Source organism: Collinsella sp. AM20-15AC (genome assembly GCF_003471405.1).
Lineage (GTDB): Bacteria > Actinomycetota > Coriobacteriia > Coriobacteriales > Coriobacteriaceae > Collinsella.
In genome coordinates, this window is record NZ_QRJA01000051.1 from 1 (window position 1) to 3,445 (window position 3,445).

4 protein-coding genes are annotated in these 3,445 nt (G+C 61.3%); 2 read left to right on the forward strand and 2 right to left on the reverse strand.

The window, feature by feature from the left end; genetic code table 11:
* Window positions 1–76: 76 nt before the first annotated feature.
* Both DW233_RS09950 and DW233_RS09955 read right to left on the reverse strand, forming a co-directional pair.
* Window positions 77–970, reverse strand: a complete 894-nt coding sequence (locus DW233_RS09950) for a homocysteine S-methyltransferase family protein (RefSeq protein ID WP_055252635.1) — start codon at window positions 968–970, stop codon at window positions 77–79.
* Between the two features lie 10 nt (window positions 971–980).
* A complete protein-coding gene (locus DW233_RS09955; RefSeq protein ID WP_089573098.1) occupies window positions 981–1,403 on the reverse strand; it encodes a metal-dependent transcriptional regulator in 423 nt (140 codons plus the stop codon).
* Between the two features lie 120 nt (window positions 1,404–1,523).
* Between DW233_RS09955 and pepT the strand changes: the two genes are divergently transcribed.
* Together pepT and DW233_RS09965 are read left to right on the forward strand one after the other, a co-directional pair.
* Window positions 1,524–2,771: a peptidase T gene (pepT, locus tag DW233_RS09960; protein ID WP_117564992.1), complete on the forward strand. Its 1,248-nt coding sequence runs from the start codon at window positions 1,524–1,526 to the stop codon at window positions 2,769–2,771.
* Between the two features lie 443 nt (window positions 2,772–3,214).
* Window positions 3,215–3,445 (forward strand): transposase (locus DW233_RS09965; RefSeq protein WP_147357159.1); only part of this gene is annotated, 231 nt, incomplete at its 3' end.

Here is a 3,445-nt window from a genome sequence, read left to right on the forward strand (position 1 = left end):
AAAGCTGGCCGCTGCGCGGCCAGCAGACTAAAGTCTTGAATAAAAAAAACCGCCCCGTATGGAGCGGTTTTGCCCTTTATATATCGAGCGCCTCGGCCATCGCTGCCGTAGTGATTGCCGTGGTTCCACAGCAACTGCCCACCATTGCGGCACCGGCATGTCTCCATTCGATGCATGCGCGCGCGAAAGCTTCAGGGTTCTCGTGCCATACGGGGCCATCCTGAGTCTGGACCGGATCGCCCACGTTGGGACGCACCGTGACGGGAGTAGTCGCCGATGCAACCATCCTGGGCACCGCCGCGTTCGCGGCCGCAAGCGAACAGCAATTAACACCAACCGAGTTTGCGCCGTGTTTTTCGGCGTACAAAACGGCTGCCTCGATGTTGAGGCCATCGCCCAACAGGTCGCCTTTGTCATCAACGACAAAACTCACCAGGACAGGCATGCCGTCAGCGGCATCTCGAGCGCCGGCAAGCATGGGCTGCAAATTACGGATAGACGTCACCGTCTCGATCAGCAGACCATCAACACCAGCATTGAGTAAGGCGTGCGCCTGTTCGCGCGCAATGCCTCGGATCTCACGAAACTCGGCAGAGTCCTCGGCAAACCACTCAATACCGATCGGACCCATCGAGCCCAGCAGCAGCTGAGGGTGCGCCTGGCGGGCATCGTCGACGGCCCCGCGATTGACCTCCGCCACGGACGGCGCAATCTGGTCGTGCTTGAGGGCATAGCTTGATGCCTGAAAGGTATTGGTAATGAGTACCTGCGCGCCGGCGGCGACATACAAGCGATGGATACGAGAAACGGTCTGCGGCTCTGCCAGATTCCAAAACGCCGGTGGAATATCGGCGGCATCGTACTCACTCAACAGAACACTGCCCATGGGGCCCTGCGCCAACAAGGTCTCGCTCGACAAGCGGCGCGTAAGTTCCTCGGCACCAAAGCGGTTGTAATAACTCGTATCCATACATATCCCGCTATTCCTCGACGCTGATTCCCTGTTTTTCGAGATAGGCGAGCCAGCGGTTCATCGTGTCCTCGGATAGCGCATGCTCCATCATGCAGGCCTCGGAATCGGCTCGCTCAAATTCGACACCGAGCTCCTGAACCAAAAACGTGCGGACGAGGCGATGACGGTACCAGATAGCCGTGCCAACCTCGCGGCCGCGATCGGTCAGGACTACCTTGCCGTAGTGCGATTGCTCGACAAGCTCGGATGCCTTGAGCGCCGAAACCGCTTTATTGACCGATGCCTTGGAGACGCCAAGGCGCTGCGCGATGTCGACCGATCGCACGCCGTTGGTTTCCCCCTCTTCGCTTTCAATGCGAACCATGCACTCCAAGTAGTCTTCGTTCGCCACCGTCAGATGTAGTTCGCGCGAGCTATTTGTCGTATCCATGATCTTCCGTCCCTTCTGCATTCAATGGCTGATTCTACCCCATCCAAGCGTCGCGGTATGCCGTGGCATACCGTGCTAGAGTTCTTGTTGCACACGACGACCAAGATTGGAGCGGTCTTTATGGAAAACACCACCACGAACCCCGATGTCCTCGAACGCTTTTTGCGCTACGTCCAGATCAACACGCAGTCCGAGGATGCAAACTGCGACCAGGTACCTTCGAGCACCGTTCAGTTTGACCTTGCCAACGTGCTGGCTGAAGAGCTGCGCGAGCTTGGTGCGGAAGATGCCCACGTGACCGAGCACGCCTATGTCTGCGCGCATATCCCCGCAAGTGCGGGCGCTGAGGACAAGCCCGCCCTGGGCCTGATCGCCCATCTCGACACCACCGAAGTTGCACCGGGCGCCGGCGTGAAGCCGCACATCGTACACTACGAAGGCGGCGACCTGGTCTGCGGCACGGTTGACGGTAAGCCCGTTGCCATGAGTACCGCCAAGCTTCCCGCCCTGAACGACCTCGCGGGTGAGGACCTGGTCTGCAGCGATGGCACCACGCTGCTGGGCGCGGACGACAAGGCAGGCGTCGCCGAGATCATGTCGCTTGTCGCGCGTATCGCTCAGGACCCTTCTCTGCCCCATCCCGCACTCGGCATTTGCTTCTGCCCTGACGAGGAGATCGGCCACGGAGCCGAGCTGCTGGATATCGATACCTTTGGCTGCAAGTACGCCTACACGGTCGACGGCGGCCCCATCGGCGAGCTGGAGTGGGAGTGCTTTAACGCCGCCGAGGCGACCATCCGCTTTGAGGGCCAGTCCATCCACCCGGGCGACGCCAAGGGCCGTATGGTCAACGCAGGCAATCTGTTCTGCGACTTCAACGCGTTGCTCCCCTACGTGCAGCGCCCGGAGTATACGGAAGGCTACGAGGGCTTTTATCACCTTGAGGGTGTATCTGCGACCGTCGATCACGCCACGGCGCGCTATATCGTCCGTGATCACGATGCCGCCAAGTTCCAGCAGAAACTCGACCTTATTGATGCCGCCGCCTCGATGCTCAACCAGCGTCTGGGTGAGGAGCGCGTGACGGTCGAGATTAAGCAGCAGTATCGAAATATGGCCGAGATCGTTCGTGACTATCCCGAGCTTATTGATGTTGCCAAGGAAGCCTACCTTGCCTGCGGCGTTGAGCCCCAAGTGCTGCCGATTCGTGGCGGCACCGACGGCGCTCAGCTGTCGTTCCGCGGTCTGCCCTGCCCCAACCTTTCCACCGGCGGCTATTGCTACCACGGCGTCAACGAGTTCGTCCCGGTCAGTTCGCTCGTCAAGATGACCGACGTGCTCCAGGAGCTCGTCGCCCGCTTTGCATAAGCCTGGCTGCACAAGTCCAAAAGACGAATCGCCCCGTCCTCTACAGAGGACGGGGCGGTTTTTGTACAGGGAGTGTCCCTAACTGCCGGCAGAAAAGGAACGTCCCCAAGTGCCGCAAAATGACGAGATCCACTCTCGCTTTGTGGGTAGTCATTGGGGACGTTCTTGTTTGACTAGTCTTTTAAGAACGTCCATTACAGTCGAAATTGTCAGCCCGGGCCCGTCTCGGGCTACGATTGAGGCGCGCCCAGAACGGGCCGCCGACCGGGCGCCCGCGCACGGCCGAACGTCCCTGCCCCCCGAGAGGGCCCGTTGGGTGCTGCCGGCGCGGGACGCGCCGCCCCCGACGGCTGATAGGAAAGTGCCGGGCAGAGGCCGCGGCTGGTAATGTGAGTGCCGAGGGGGAGGCCATCCGGTCGAACGACTACCGGAAGGATACCACCGTGAAAGCGCCATCGACCAGACCGGGGGCCGTGCTCGGCCTGGACGTCGGCAAGTCCTCCCACTGGGCCTGCCTGATCGACCGCGGCGGGAAGGTGCTGGCCAGCGCCCCCGTCCGCAACCGGGAGGGCGCTCTCGACGCGCTGTTCTCCTCCGCGCCCGCCGGCACGCTCGTCGTGGTCGACCAGTTCCGCAACATAGGGTCCCTCGCCGTGCGGCGCGCCCGCGCCGCG

What these genes read in the sequence shown, in the direction of transcription:
- DW233_RS09950 (WP_055252635.1), bottom strand. Translation starts at nt 970, where the DNA reads ATGGATACGAGTTATTACAACCGCTTTGGTGCCGAGGAACTTACGCGC.
- DW233_RS09955 (WP_089573098.1), bottom strand. Translation starts at nt 1,403, where the DNA reads ATGGATACGACAAATAGCTCGCGCGAACTACATCTGACGGTGGCGAAC.
- pepT (WP_117564992.1), top strand. Translation starts at nt 1,524, where the DNA reads ATGGAAAACACCACCACGAACCCCGATGTCCTCGAACGCTTTTTGCGC.